Annotated in this window: 10 protein-coding genes; 4 read left to right on the top strand and 6 right to left on the bottom strand. The window is 62.6% G+C overall.

Features of this window, described 5'->3' with window-relative positions; all coding sequences use genetic code 11:
- Positions 1-13: 13 nt before the first annotated feature.
- From GV035_RS12505 to GV035_RS12495, 3 genes are read left to right on the top strand one after another with little or no spacing between them, the layout of a single operon-like run.
- The gene (locus GV035_RS12505) at positions 14-868 is read left to right on the top strand and encodes a metal ABC transporter solute-binding protein (RefSeq protein ID WP_328699807.1); all 855 of its coding nucleotides are present in this window, start codon (positions 14-16) and stop codon (positions 866-868) included.
- Positions 865-1,770 (top strand): ATP-binding cassette domain-containing protein, encoded by a 906-nt coding sequence (locus GV035_RS12500; protein WP_159835408.1) that lies wholly within the window; start codon positions 865-867, stop codon positions 1,768-1,770. The genes GV035_RS12505 and GV035_RS12500 overlap by 4 nt, the downstream gene beginning before the upstream one ends.
- Positions 1,763-2,551 carry a metal ABC transporter permease gene (locus GV035_RS12495; RefSeq protein ID WP_159837856.1) on the top strand — a complete coding sequence of 263 codons (789 nt, stop codon included), beginning with the start codon at positions 1,763-1,765 and terminating at the stop codon, positions 2,549-2,551. Before GV035_RS12500 ends, GV035_RS12495 begins: the two co-directional genes overlap by 8 nt.
- Before the next feature lie 27 nt (positions 2,552-2,578).
- Here GV035_RS12495 and fghA read toward each other — a convergent pair whose 3' ends face one another.
- The 4 genes from fghA to GV035_RS12475 form a co-directional block, all read right to left on the bottom strand.
- On the bottom strand, positions 2,579-3,427 hold the full coding sequence (fghA, locus tag GV035_RS12490) for an S-formylglutathione hydrolase (protein ID WP_159835407.1): 849 nt from the start codon (positions 3,425-3,427) through the stop codon (positions 2,579-2,581).
- A 14-nt stretch (positions 3,428-3,441) separates the two neighbouring features.
- The gene (locus GV035_RS12485) at positions 3,442-4,548 is read right to left on the bottom strand and encodes an S-(hydroxymethyl)glutathione dehydrogenase/class III alcohol dehydrogenase (protein WP_159835406.1); all 1,107 of its coding nucleotides are present in this window, start codon (positions 4,546-4,548) and stop codon (positions 3,442-3,444) included.
- Positions 4,549-4,581: 33 nt separating this feature from the next.
- Positions 4,582-5,796, bottom strand: coding sequence for an AGE family epimerase/isomerase (locus GV035_RS12480; protein ID WP_159835405.1), 1,215 nt, complete (start codon positions 5,794-5,796; stop codon positions 4,582-4,584).
- 105 nt (positions 5,797-5,901) lie between these two features.
- The gene (locus tag GV035_RS12475; protein WP_159835404.1) at positions 5,902-7,332 is read right to left on the bottom strand and encodes an FGGY family carbohydrate kinase; all 1,431 of its coding nucleotides are present in this window, start codon (positions 7,330-7,332) and stop codon (positions 5,902-5,904) included.
- A 344-nt stretch (positions 7,333-7,676) separates the two neighbouring features.
- Here GV035_RS12475 and GV035_RS12470 point away from each other — a divergent pair, with 344 nt between their 5' ends.
- A complete protein-coding gene (locus tag GV035_RS12470; RefSeq protein WP_159835403.1) occupies positions 7,677-9,068 on the top strand; it encodes a nucleobase:cation symporter-2 family protein in 1,392 nt (463 codons plus the stop codon).
- 414 nt (positions 9,069-9,482) lie between these two features.
- Here GV035_RS12470 and GV035_RS12465 read toward each other — a convergent pair whose 3' ends face one another.
- Both GV035_RS12465 and GV035_RS12460 read right to left on the bottom strand, forming a co-directional pair.
- A complete protein-coding gene (locus GV035_RS12465; RefSeq protein WP_159835402.1) occupies positions 9,483-11,801 on the bottom strand; it encodes an NACHT domain-containing protein in 2,319 nt (772 codons plus the stop codon).
- Between the two features lie 349 nt (positions 11,802-12,150).
- The gene (locus GV035_RS12460; protein WP_159835401.1) at positions 12,151-13,677 is read right to left on the bottom strand and encodes an efflux transporter outer membrane subunit; all 1,527 of its coding nucleotides are present in this window, start codon (positions 13,675-13,677) and stop codon (positions 12,151-12,153) included.
- Between the last annotated feature and the right edge of the window lies 1 nt (position 13,678).

The raw sequence follows: 13,678 nt of genomic DNA, 5'->3' as shown, positions 1-13,678 counted from the left end.
CATCCTGAGTGGCATGTTGGCCGCGTTTTGCATCGGCCAGAGCGTGTTGGCGCATGCCGCCGGCGTGCCGGTGGTGGCGGCGGAGAACTTTTATGGCGACGTGGTGCGCCAGCTCGGCGGCGATCACGTAGAAGTGACAAGCATCCTCAGCAATCCCGACCAGGACCCGCATCTCTTCGAAGCCAGCCCCAAGACCGCGCGCGCGCTTCAGCATGCGGCGCTCGTCATCTACAACGGCGCGGACTACGATCCGTGGATGGACAAGCTGCTCGCGGCATCGAGGAGCAGCGGCAAGCGCACGGTGATCGTCGCGGCGCAGTTGACCGGCAAGAAGCCCGGCGACAATCCGCATCTCTGGTACGACCCGCCGACGATGCCCGCCGTCGCGAAAGCGGTGAGCGCGTATCTGGTCAGCGCGGACCCGGCGAACAAGCGCGATTACGACGCGCGCCTCGCCGCGTTCCTCGACTCGCTCAAGCCCATCGACGCGCGCATCGCGCAGTTGAAGTCGCGCTATCGCGGCGTGCCCGTGACCGCGACCGAGCCGGTATTCGGCTATACGGCCGATGCCATCGGCTTCGAGATGCGCAACCAGCGGTTCCAGACCGCCGAGATGAACGAGACCGAGCCGAGCCCCGCCGATATCGCCGCGTTCGAGAAAGACTTGCGCGAACGGCGCGTGCACGTGCTCATCTACAACAGCCAGGCGACCGGCGCGCTCACGCGGCGTCTGCTCGGCATCGCGAAGGACGGGCATGTGCCGAGCATCAGCGTGACGGAGACGCTGCCCGCCGGCAAGACGTATCAGCAATGGATGGAAACGCAGCTCGACGCGCTCGCGGGCGCGCTGCAAGGATGGCAGCAATGAACCGCGAGTCAAAGATCGCGCTCGAAGTCGATCGCGTGACGCTCGAACTCGGCGGCCGCGCAATTCTCAACGATGCGAGCTTCGCGGGGCGCACCGGCGAATTCATCGGCGTGCTCGGGCCGAACGGCGCGGGCAAGACCACGTTGATGCGCGCGCTGCTCGGCCTTGTGCCGGTCGCGTCGGGCGCGATCCGCGTGAACGGCGAAGCGGTCGTGCGCGGCAATCCGTCCATCGGCTATATGCCGCAGATTCGCGCGGGACTGGCGAATCGCCGCGTGCTCGGGCGCGATTTCGTCGCGATGGCCGCGGACGGTCACCGCTGGGGCCTGCCGCATCGCGACGCGCGCACACGCGCCGACGTCGAGCGCGTGCTCGATCTCGTCGGCGCGCGGCAACTCGCGGCGCGGCCGCTGTCGGAGCTATCGGGCGGCGAGCGTCAGCGGCTTCTGCTCGCGCAGTGTCTGCTCGGCAATCCGCGTCTGTTGCTGCTCGACGAGCCGCTCATCAGCCTCGATCCGCGTCATCAGACCAGCGTCGTGGAACTCGTGCGGCGCGTGCAGCGGGAACTGAACATCACCGTGCTGTTTTCCGCGCACGAACTGAATCCGCTGCTCAATTCACTCGACCGCGTGCTGTATCTCGGCAACGGGCGCGCGGCGCTCGGCACTGTCGATGAAGTCATCACGAAGCCCGTGCTCTCGCGTCTCTATGGCTCGACCATCGACGTGATGCGCGTGAACGGCCGCATCTTCGTGATGTCGGGCGACGTGGAAATCGACAAGCTCGATCACGCGCACGAAGAAGGTGGCGAACATCAACACGAGCACGAGCATGAGCACGATCACGATCACGCTCACGCGCACAGCCACGGCAAGAAGGGAACGCACACGCACGATGTTTGAATACGACTTCATGGTGAACGCATTCGCGGCGTCGGGGATCGTCGCGGTGCTGGCGGGAATCGTCGGGTACTTCCTGGTGATGCGCGGGCAGACCTTCGCGGGCCACGCGCTGTCGCACGTCGGCTTCACCGGCGCGACGGGCGCGGTGCTGCTCGGCGTGTCGCCGATCTGGGGCATGGTCGGCTTCACGCTCGCGGCGGGCGTCGGCATGGGCGCGCTTGGCGAGCGGCTGTCGGGGCGCGATGTGGCGATCGGCGTGATTCTCTCGCTGTCGCTCGGCTTCGGCCTCCTCTTTCTGCACTTCTTCACCGCTTATGCGACGCAGGCCACCGCGCTACTGTTCGGCAACGTGCTCGGCGTGAGTCACGAAACGCTCATGGTGCTCGCCGGGCTGGCGGCGGTGAGCCTCGTCGCGCTGGGCGTCATCATGCGGCCGCTGCTGTTCGCGTCCTTGCAGCCGGAATTGGCCGAAGCGAAGGGCGTCTCGCTGCGGCTCGTATCCGTGCTGTTTCTCGCGATCACGGCGCTCGCGGTGGCGGCGTGTACGCAGATCGTCGGCGTGCTGCTGGTTTTCGCGCTGATGGTCGGGCCGGCAGCGGCCGCGCAGAACGTGACCACGCGCTTGTCGACGGGCTTGCTGCTCGCGGCGCTGTTCGCGCTGGGACAGGCGTGGGCCGGCCTCGCGCTCGCCTACTACACCGACTGGCCGACGAGCTTCTGGATCACGATGCTCGCGGCGCTGGTCTATGCCGCGAGCCTGCTGGCGCGGCGCGGAAGCTGATCGACCGCTTCCGCCGCCGCGCCGCGCTTAAGCGCAGAGCACCCGCGCATGATGCGCAATGTGCTCGCCGACGAACGTCGAGATGAAAAAGTAGCCGTGGTCATAGCCTTCGTGACGACGCACGGTGACGCTATGCCCCGCCTCGCGTGCGTTGCGCTCGAAGACATCGGGATAAAGCTGCTCGGCGAGAAATTGATCCGCCAGCCCCTGATCGATCAAAATGCCGCCTTCGAAGCGTGAGCCCGCATCGCCCTTCACGAGTTCGCTCGCGTCGTACTGCTTCCACGCGTCGCGGTCATTGCCGAGATAGCCGGTGAACGCCTTCACGCCCCACGGACACCGCGAAGGCGCCGCGATCGGCGCGAACGCCGACACGCTGCGGTACACGTCCGGATTGCGCAGCGCCAGCACGAGCGCGCCATGCCCGCCCATCGAATGCCCGAAAATGCCGAGCCGGTCCCCGCGCACCGGCAAATCGGCGAGCACCGCTTCGCGCAGATCCTGCGTCACGTACGAATACATGCGATACCGCTCGCGCCACGGCTCGCGCGTCGCATCGACATAGAAGCCCGCGCCGACGCCAAAATCCCACGCGTCCTTCTCGCCGGGGATATCCGCGCCGCGCGGCGACGTATCCGGCGCGATCAGCGCGATGCCATGCTCCGCCGCGTACCGCTGCGCGCCGGCCTTGATCGGGAACGTCTCCTCGGTGCACGTGAGACCGGCAAGGTAGAAAAGCGCCGGCACTTTCGAAGACGACGCAGCAGCGGGCAAAAAGACCGAAAAGCGCATCGGCAGGCCGATCGACGGCGACTGGTGCCGATAGATGCGCTGCATGCCATCGAAACAGCGGTGCTCCTCGACGAGTTCGAGCATGGCGTTCTCCTCGCTCAATAAATGACGACGGAACGAATCGACTCGCCCTTCTTCATCAGGTCGAAGCCGTCGTTGATCTGATCGAGCTTCAGATGATGCGTGATGAGATCGTCGATATTGATCTTGCCTTCCATGTACCAGTCGACGATCTTCGGCACGTCCGTGCGGCCGCGCGCGCCGCCGAACGCCGAGCCCTTCCACTCGCGGCCCGTGACGAGCTGGAACGGCCGCGTGCTGATTTCCTCGCCCGCCGCCGCCACGCCGATGATGAACGACTGCCCCCAGCCTTTGTGCGTGCATTCGAGCGCCTGACGCATCAGCTTCACGTTGCCGACGCACTCGAACGAATAATCCGCGCCGCCGTCGGTCAACTGCACGATGTGATCGACGACGTTCTCCGCTTCGTTCGGGTTGATGAAGTGCGTCATGCCGAACTTTTTCGCCAGTTCGACGCGGCCCGGATTGATATCGACGCCGATGATCTTGTCCGCGCCGACCATCTTCGCGCCCTGAATCACGTTCAGTCCGATGCCGCCGAGCCCGAACACGACGACGTTCGCACCGGCCTCGACCTTCGCCGAATACACGACCGCGCCCACGCCCGTCGTCACGCCGCAGCCGATGTAGCAGATCTTGTCGAACGGCGCGTCTTCCCGCACCTTCGCGACCGCGATTTCCGGCACCACGATGTAGTTCGAGAACGTGGACGTGCCCATGTAGTGAAAAAGCGGCTTGCCGTCGAGCGAGAAACGCGAGGTGGCGTCGGGCATCAGGCCCTTGCCTTGCGTCGCGCGAATCTTCTGGCACAGATTCGTCTTGCGCGAGAGACAGAACTTGCACTCGCGGCATTCCGGCGTGTAGAGCGGAATGACGTGATCGCCCTTCTTCAGCGTGCCGACGCCCGGGCCCACGTCCACGATCACGCCCGCGCCTTCGTGGCCGAGAATCGCCGGGAAGAGGCCTTCCGGGTCCGCGCCCGAGAGCGTGTAGTAATCGGTATGGCAGATGCCCGTCGCCTTCACTTCGATCAGCACCTCGCCGGCGCGCGGCCCTTCGAGATCGACTTCCTCGATGGTGAGCGGCTGACCTGCTTTCCATGCGATTGCGGCTTTTGTCTTCATCGTTCGGTTCCTCGGTTCAATACATTGATTCGTTCAGCGCACGACGTTCAGGACTTCGTAACATGCGCCCATCGTGTGATAGTCGGTCTTGCCGGCCGGGCTTTTCTCGTCGCTGTACTGGCGGTTGTCGCGCGTCAGGATGCGATACCACGCGCCGTAGTGGTGATCGACGAAATGCGCCCAGCTATAGGCCCACAAGCGGTCGTACTCGCTCCAGTAGCGCACGGCGGCCGCTTCGTCGCCATCGCGATTGGCGCGCTCGGCGAGCAGCGCGGCCGCCGCGAGCGATTCCGCCTGCACCCAGAAGTACTTGTCTTCGTCGTAGAACTTGCCGTCCGGACCGAAGCCGTAGACCATGCCGCCGTGCTCGTGATCCCATGACAGGTCGAGCGCGCGGTCGAACAGTTCGCGGGCACGCTCCACATGCCACGCCTCGGGACGATGCCGGTCGAGAATCAGCAGGAGCTTCGCCCATTCCGTCTGATGCCCCGGCTGAAAGCCCCACGGACGGAAGATGTTGCTGCGGTCGCCCTTGTTGTAGTCCCAGTCGATCGACCAGTCCGGCTTGTAGTGCTCCCACACGAGCCCGCCCGCGAGCGCCGCCTGACGGTTCACCATGTTGTCGGCCAGAAGCGCCGCGCGGTCCAGATAGCGCGTCTCGCCGGTCGCTTCGAACGCGGCGAGAAACGCCTCGCACGCGTGCATGTTCGCGTTCTGGCCGCGATAGTCCGACACCTGCCAGTCCGCGCTCGCCTCATCTTTATAGAGGCCGTTCGGCGCGTCCCAAAAGTGCGTCTCCATCAGGTTCCACGTTTCGTCGAGATAGGCGCGCGCCTCGTCGAAGCCCGCTTCCACCGCTTTCGCATACGCGAGCACGACGAAGGCGAGACCGTAGCAATGGTTCATCGCGTCGGTGACTTCGCGGCCGTTGAGCGTCCACGCATAGCCGCCCGTTTCCGGATTGCGATGAACCTCGCGCAAATAGTCGATGCCGTGCCGCACGCCGCCGCGATATTCGTCGAGGCCATAGTGCTTGTACGCCATCGCGTAGTTGAAGACGAAGCGCGTGCTCGACACGAGATGACGCGATTTGCGGTCGTAGATCGTGCCGTCGTTCTTGTAGAAGTGATAGAAGCCGCCCGCCGGGTCCATGCAGTGCGGGTGATAGAAGATCATCGTGCGCAGCGCGTGATCCAGCAAAAACTGACGCGAGCGGAAGTCGGGTTGCGATGTGACGGATGCGGACATAGCGGATGTCGTTGGTGTTGTGATGGACCGGACGGCGCGGCCCTGGCCTGAAGCCTGAAGCCTGAAGTGAACTGGACGTCAGTTTAAGGGCTTGCGCGCGAGTCGTCAGAACCAGTCTTCGACGCGCTCGTAGAGCGCGATGAAACGCGCGTGTCTTTCGTCGAGCGCGGCGTTGCCTTGCGGACTCGCGACGCGTGTGCTCGCCGGAACGAGCGATGCGAGGTCGTCCGCGCGCCAATGCCCCGCCGCGATGCCGCCGATGATCGCCGCGCCGCGCGCCGCCGCGTTCGGGCAATCGCAGGCGTGCAGCTCGACATCGAGCGCATCGGCGAGCAACTGACGCCAGCGCGCGTCGATGGAGCCGCCGCCCGCGAGACGCATCGACGACAACGGCGTGCCGCTCGTGCCGCTCGTGCGGATCGCGTCGAGTCCCGCCCGCAATGCGAATGCCACGCCTTCGAACGCCGCGCGCATCATCGAGCCGCGCGTGTCGGAAAGGCCGAGGCCGAGCCAGCCGCCGCGCGCAGCCGGGTTCATCCACGGTGAACGCTCGCCGCTCAAGTACGGCAGAAAGCTCACGGACGCGCTCGCATCCGATGCGAACGCGTCGTCGTAAGCGGCGGGCCACGCTGCATAGCCGAGCCAGCCGCGCACGGTTTCCAGCGCGACGCCGACGTTCTGCATCGCCGCCATGCGATACCAGCGCGCGCCGGCGCTGGCCGCGCCGCGATACGTGTGCAGGCCGCGCACGGGCGACGGCGCTTCGTCGCACATGACGACGATCTGCCCGCCGCTGCCCGTGGTGAGCAGCGCATCGCCATCCGCGATCAGGCCGCTGCCGAGCGCGGCGCACGGCGTATCGCCCGCGCCGACGGCCAGAGGAATGCCCGCGCGCAAGCCGAGCGCCGACCCGGCTTCTGCGGACAACGCGCCCGCCCGCGAATCGGATGCCGCGAGCGGCGCGAACCACTCGCGCGACAAGCCGAGGCTGTCGATGAGCGCCGCGTCCCACTCGCCCGAAGGCGCGGCGAGAGCGGTCGCGCAGGCGTCCGACGGATCGGTGACGAACGCGCCGCCGAGCTTCGCGCGCAGCCAGTCCTTCGGCTGCAAGGCCCAGCGCATGCCGGCGGCGAGCGCGGGCTCGCGCGCCAAGAGCCAACGCAACAGCGGTCCGGCCATGCCCGGCGCGACCGGATTCGGCTGCGGCTCGGGCCAGGCGTCGAGCAGCGCGCGGGCGCGCGTGTCCGGCCAGAGCATCGCGGGGCGCAACGCGCGGCCATCGGCGGCGGTCGGCACCACGCCGTGCATCTGCCCGGAAAAGCCGATGGCGCTCACGGCTTCGCGTTCGTGCGCGGGCAGGCGAGAGGCGGCATCGACGACGGCGGCATACCACGCATCGGCGGAAGTCTCGGCCCAGCCCGGCTGCGCGCTCGTCACCGCATACGCCGCGCTCGACGCTGCGACCTCGCGCGCGTGTTCGTCGACGATTGCCAGTTTCACGGAACCCGTGCCGAGATCGATGCCGAGAAAACGCATGAATGAGCCGCTCGAAAAGACGTTAGGGAAAACGCGCAAAGCGTCGATTAACGCGGGTTAACCCCGCCGCCGCGCGCGATGCGCGAAAAACGGACTATACGCGCGCCGTGATGAACATCATAACGACGCGACCCTTCAGGCGGCCTTGCGCCAGCCGACAAAAATCCCTTGCGGTGCGCCAAGTCCCTTGCAGCAAGGGCCTTCGCGCGATCGAGCCTCGCTTCGCGCGCCGTTTTCATATCGCCCCGCGAACGCGACGTATAGCGCCGCGTGGTCTTGTTCGCGCTTTTTGATGCACTTACCTTGGAGGCCATTCAAATGGAAAGGCAATCAAGGAGACAGATATGGCATCGAGCACGAGCCACCCGAAGGTTCATCCGTGCGACGAACGGCTGCCGACCGGCCAATTGCTGACGCTCGGCATACAGCATGTCCTCGTGATGTACGCGGGCGCGGTCGCGGTGCCGCTGATTCTCGGCGCGGCCATGCATCTGTCGAAGGATCAGGTCGCGTTCCTCATCAGCGCGGACCTGTTCTCATGCGGCGTCGCGACGCTGATCCAGACGCTCGGACTGTGGATCTTCGGCATCCGGCTGCCGGTCATCATGGGCTGCACGTTCGCGGCGGTCGGTCCGATGGTCGCTATCGGCACGAATCCGTCGCTCGGCATTCTCGACGTGTTCGGCGCGACCATCGCGGCGGGCGTCATCGGCATCTTTCTCGCGCCGATGATCGGCAAGCTGCTGCGCTTCTTCCCGCCGGTCGTGGTCGGCACGGTGATCGCGGTGATCGGTCTCTCGCTGATGGGCGTCGGCATCAACTGGGCGGCGGGCGGCGTCGGCAATCCCGATTACGGCAATCCCGTGTTTCTGCTGCTGTCGCTCGTCGTGCTGTCGCTGATCCTGCTAATCAACAAGTTCGCGCGCGGCTTCATCGCGAATATCTCGGTGCTGCTCGGCATCGTCGCGGGCTTCGTGATCGCCGCGATGCTCGGCCGCGTCAACATGGAGGGCGTCGCTCATGCGCCGTGGGTCGGCATCGTGCTGCCGTTTCACTTCGGCATGCCGCACTTCGATGCGCTCTCGGTCGCGACGATGGTCATCGTCATGTTCGTGACGTTCATCGAATCGACGGGCATGTTCCTCGCGGTCGGCGATCTGGTGGAGCGCCCGGTCGATCAGAAGGCGCTCGTGCGCGGCCTGCGCGTGGATGGTCTCGGCACGCTGATCGGCGGCGTCTTCAACTCGTTTCCGCATACGTCGTTTTCGCAGAACGTCGGCCTGATCGGCGTGACGGGCGTGAAGAGCCGCTTCGTCTGCGCGACGGGCGGCGTGATTCTCGTCGTGCTCGGCCTCTTTCCGAAGATGGCGCAAGTGGTCGCCTCGGTGCCGCCGTTCGTGCTCGGCGGCGCGGGCATCGTGATGTTCGGCATGGTCGCGGCGAACGGGATCAAGGTGCTGTCGAAAGTGGACTTCGTGAAGAATCACCACAATCTGTTCATCGTCGCGGTGAGCGTCGGGCTCGGCCTCGTGCCGGTGGTCGCGCCGAAGTTCTTTTCGCAACTGCCGCACGCGCTGGAGCCGATTCTTCATAGCGGCATTTTGCTCGCGTCGGTGTCGGCGGTGGTGCTCAATATCGTGTTCAACGGCGTGCGCAAGGAACGCGACGCGCGCTGCGAGATTCGCCAGGCCGGGCATGATTTCGATGGCGCGGCGCACGCGTCGGAAGCGCGGTGATGTCCTGAAGGAAGTGCTTGCGGGTTGTGATGGGTTGGCGCCGCGGTGAAAGCCGCGGCGCTTTTTGGTTTCTGCAATCTGCTGGCGATGGACGAGAGAAAGGTTCTTCGTGGATTTGCGGAGAAGGGGCCCTGTTCGGCCCCCTCGGTCGTTCGACTGGCGGTAAGGTGGAGGTTCTCTTCTTGACGTGCAGCGGCGGGTGTTCGCACTCGGGACGCTTGCCGCCTGCAAGCTCATCGAGAAGAACGTCCACAAACGCACCAATGACCCTGACTTTCGTTGTGAGACGCACGCGCCGATGTAGCTACGCGATATGGAAGACGGCGGTTGTGGATGGACGCGGCAGCGATTCCCGATGTCCAACAGGGTTAAGCCCGGGAAGCAACCTCCATTCTGCCATGGCAACTTGAGCGGTCATTTTGCCGAGCCCTCATCATCGCGCCAGCCCGCGAGGTCTTTGCGCTCCAACAACGGCGTGGACTCTAACTGTTCAATGTAATGAGACATTCCAATGTTTCCCTTAAGGCTCTTCTTTATCTTCCTCTCCATGTATGTAGTTGCACTATTGATGAACGAAACTTCTTGCGCTGAATACTTGATACCAAGCCGAATCGCCCATGACAGATTTGCGTCATGACGATCTACCAACGATTTGAATGCGTTAGCATCGTTAAGCGATGCAAGCACAGCATCAAGAAGGAAGATAAGGACCACACTCTGTTCCTCGTCCAGTCCGCAATCAAGTTCCACTTGCAACTTTGCTTCGAGCAATGCGGGCTTGAAGAATTCGTAACTGTACGAGCGCTTGACTAGAAAAGTAAAAAACGATAGCAGTTGCAGTTCGGGAAGGTTACTAAGCCAATCACGTTTTTCGCCACGTACCACGCCCACGTAATGGACGGCGACGTCCTTGAACGACTTGTACAGCGCCTCTTCAAGTACCGAATAGGGCGTCTGATAGGCCGCCATTAAGAACGACCCAAAATTACACAACTTGATGAACTCTTCAGCCATATCCCGTGGAACCCATGATGACAATTGCTTGATTCGTTCCGGGGAATCGCGAACGAGACCCAGATAGAAGTACTCGATGCCATGCCTCTCCGGTGCGAACGGGTTTTCTACCGGTGCGTCTTTTCCCTTAAGCATTAGCAAAGCATGGGCATAGAAATACTCAGCGAAGGTCCGGTGTCTGAACATGATCTGTTCCGTCTCACTATTGAAACTTACCAACTCCGAGCGACTCGTAAACCCTTCAAGCATCCGACCTAAACTCTGGCCGGTTTTTCGCTCGTCGAGGTAGGTTTGGAACATCGCCTTCACCTCAGCGAGACTCATTGATGTTAGATCGTGATCCAACATATGCGTTGCAATCATCGCTGTCAGGCGTTGAATCGTCTCATACTCTTTCTCCGAGCCGTTGCCCTTTTTAATATCCCACCTACCCAGGACCAACTCTACGTATTTCGAGTAAAGCTCCGGCAACGTTGATGGAAGTTCATTGATGTTCTCCTTCAATAACGTCCCGAGTAGGATGGCGCTGAGCGGGGTTCGAGGCAGTGCCCTCATCAGCGGCGAACGGTGCAAATCGTCGCGAAGCTTGGCGGAAACGCCACCGTTGTCGCAGATGGATTGAACGACGCTCACTACTGCGCCATAAGTGAGCGGACACATGATGTATTTGTCAAAGCTCTTCGAGATCGTTTCTCCAAGGATGGCCTCACCTATATCCCGGGACGAGACAATCAACCGGACGTCATCCCGCTCGTTTAGGCTGTTCGCGAAGCGGCAGATATCGTCGACTTTGTCCTGAATAGGACCTTGGATTTCATCGAATCCGTCCACAAAAATTGCAATCGACTTGGCGTCGTCACCGATCAAGGCCCTTAGAGACGTCAGAAGTTCGCCGCTCTTGTATTCTTTGTTGGCTACGAGGTCTCGATAACTAGTAAAATACGGAACCATTCTGTGCTGATTGATTTGTTCCTTTTCGCATAGTTTCAACACAGTCGACCGCAAAAGCTCTGATTTACCGGCGCCCATTCCGCCTTCGATAAAAACAAATCTTCTTCGCTTTAGTTCATCAAGAAGCGTCACCGGCTTGCTAGTCTTTGCAAGAAAATTAAGTTTTGCGCGCTCCGGCAACCTTTGGATGTAGTGATCGATCTGTAATCGCTCTGCTTGTGGCGGGAGAAGTCGCAGCGCCACCTCCAACGACTCAACAAGTGCTTTTTGGTCGTTGATATACTTTCCTAGGCTTGCGTCGAGGTGGTCCCAGTATGACGGAAAATGTTTGTCTATCAACCGGGTAAGAGTGGCACCATCGATAAACTTAATTTTCGTGGTCTTATATTCCAAGTGCAAGAAGTCTTGCGCGTTGCGCGTGATATCCTTGCTAGTGACCACCCATACCTCGCTCAAAAAGACGTTCTTTTTCCCGTTTTCAATAGGACGCGGAGCTAACGTACATTCTTTGATTTGCCGGTTGACGTCGTCGTGGTCCTGCCGGATTGGCTTGCTTTTTACTATGACGCCCACATAATCGTCTTGCCCCAGAAGGTCGTCCGACCTCACGAGCACGAAATCCGCGCCAGCCTCTCGGTTTCCCTGCGTGTAGTAGACGTGCTTAAGCTGCGTCATTGCATTGAACAGCGCTAGCAACAGCGGATGGAGCTGTTTAACTTCGTCGTCCAGCGACTTTACTTTTTCGAGCTTCCAGTTCAGATTGTCCATTGTACGCAGTTATTTTTATAACCTTTGTTATTCACAACGCGACGGGCAGCTTCATGGTCGCGCGATGGTATCTTAACTCGGGAATTTGCCGCCGGCGAATCACGACTGGTGGCAAACGGGCCACGAACTGTTTAAAGCGACGCCTTCGTCACTGCAGCGAGTCAGTGAGGCAGGTCGCAGATTGCCCTTGGGCAGCTTTTGCAATGGACGAGCCGTTCGGGCGTCAGCTTCCTGCTGATCGAAAGCGACCGCCTGTGGGCCGGCTAAAGCCTATCGCAAACGGACTGGCGAAGCACGAAAAAAAACCCGGCGCAATGGCCGGGCTCCCATACGCTCCGCGGTAAATCAATCACCCAGCCGCCGCTGCAGACGCGACCTGCGGCGTGCTCGCCGCCCCGACATCGGCGGGCGCTGCGGGCGCATCGGCCGGGCGCGGTTGATCGCCGGTATGCTCGATCCACCCGCCGCCCAGCGCCTGATACAGATTGACGAGGTTGGCGAGCCGCTCGGTCCGCACCGTGATGAGCGTCTGCTGCACCGAATACAAATCCTGCTGCGCGGTCAGCACGTTCAGATAGCTATCGACGCCCTGCTTGTACCGCATCGTCGACAAATCCAGCCGGCGCTGCTCTGCCGCCGTGTCGCGTTCGAGCGCCTGGATCTGCTGATCGTACGTGCCGCGCGCGGCGAGGCCATCGGCGACATCGCGGAAAGCGGACTGAATCGCCTTCTCATACGCCGCGATCTGAATGTTCTTCTGGATGTTCGCCAGATCCAGATTCGCCTGATTCTGACCGCCCTGGAAGATCGGCAGCGTGATCGTCGGCGCGAAGCTCCACGCAGCCGAGCCGGGCTTGAACAAGCCGCCGAGCGTCGGGCTCAACGTGCCGAAACTGCCCGTCAGCGAAATGCTTGGGAAGAACGCCGCCCGCGCCGCGCCGATGTTCGCGTTCGCGGCAAGCAGGTTCTGCTCGGCTTCCATGATGTCCGGACGACGCGTGAGCAGATCCGACGGCAAGCCGGCGGGAATGTCCGTCAGCAGGTCCTGTTCGTTGAGCGGCATGCCGGCGGGCAGGTCGTCGGGAATCGGCTCGCCGATCAGCAACGCGAGCGCGTTCACCGCCTGCGCCCGCGCGCGCTGCTGCGCCTGCAGGTTCGCCGCCGCCGTTTCGACCACCGTCTGCGCCTGCGACAGATCCAGCTCGGACGCCGCGCCGTTGTCGAACTGCAGCTTGACGATGTTGTACGACTCCTGCGTGGTCTTGAGCGTCTGCTCGGTGACTTGCAGGAGGTCGTCCGCCTGCAGCACTTGCAGATACTGGGAGGCCACTTGCGAGACGAGCGAAATCTCGAACGCCTTGCGGGCGTACCCGGTCGAGAAGTACTGCGCGAGCGCCTGATCCTTCAGGCTTTGCACGCGCCCGAACAGGTCCAGTTCCCACGACGCGTTCAGGCCCACGGAATACGTGTTCGAAATCGTCCGGTCGAAGAACGACAGATTGCGCGGCGTGCGCTGCTTCGACTGGTCGGCCTGCGCCGAAATGGTCGGGAACAGCTCCGAGCGCACGATGCGGTACTGCGCCTGTGCCGCCTGAATGTTGAGCACCGACGTGCGCAGATCGCGGTTGTTTCTCAGCGCGATGTCGATGAGGCGTTGCAGCCGCGCATCCACGAAGAAGTCCCGCCAGCCGATCTCCGCCGCCGCGACGCCGTTCGCGCTGTGCGCGCCGGCATCGGCCGCGGCCGGCTGCGTGGCGTACACGCCGCCGGTCGGGAACGTCGACGAGACCGGCGCCGCGGGCCGTTCGTACTTCGGGGCCATCGAGCAGCCCGCCAGCACGGCGACGGCCGCTGCAATCAAGGAAAGTCTACGCATT

The organism is Burkholderia sp. 8Y, from assembly GCF_902506145.1.
Taxonomy (GTDB): Bacteria; Pseudomonadota; Gammaproteobacteria; order Burkholderiales; family Burkholderiaceae; genus Caballeronia.
This window is presented reverse-complemented; position numbering and strand designations above follow the sequence as displayed.